The following is a 518-nucleotide window of genomic DNA, read 5'->3' on the forward strand; positions in this document are numbered from 1 at the left end:
TAACAGGCTGTACTTTTGCAAACCCTTGGTAGGGAAATCGGCCGAGCTGAATAAAGGCAAAGCCGGATCGATATTTTTTTTATTAACAAAGCTATTCCCCACTCCCGCCATGGCCTGCAACAGTTTCGGTTCCTCCAGTTCTTCCTCTCCTGTTATGGCCAACACTTTACCATCTTTACCGATCCATACATAATGGGGTATGGTGCGGTGCGGAAAAGTATTGTTCAGCAGGGTATCGGCCACAATAGCGGTAAAGGCTTCGTTATGCTCGTCTTTTCTTTTTTGCAGAAACGCAGTTGCTCTGGCTAGCGGTTCGTTATTCACCAGAATGATCTGCAGATCATTTTGGTATTTTTGTTGCAGCACCTGCATTTTGGGGAAACTGGCTATACAGGGCACACAATAGGTGGCCCAAAAATCGAGCAAAATCAGTTTGCCGCGGTAGCGGTTTAAAGTAACTGAAGTATTTTTGCCTTCATCGGGTTTGTCGCCCGAAAAAGCAAAATGGCTGCTCTGCC

The 518-nt window shown here is 46.1% G+C and carries 1 protein-coding gene; it reads right to left on the reverse strand.

Annotated features, from left to right (window positions below):
- Nucleotides 1-518 (reverse strand): TlpA family protein disulfide reductase (locus ACFE6N_RS23540; RefSeq protein WP_378940378.1); only part of this gene is annotated, 518 nt, incomplete at both ends.

The sequence above is a fragment of the Pedobacter sp. BG31 genome (assembly GCF_042464845.1).
Taxonomy (GTDB): domain Bacteria; phylum Bacteroidota; class Bacteroidia; order Sphingobacteriales; family Sphingobacteriaceae; genus Pedobacter; species Pedobacter suwonensis.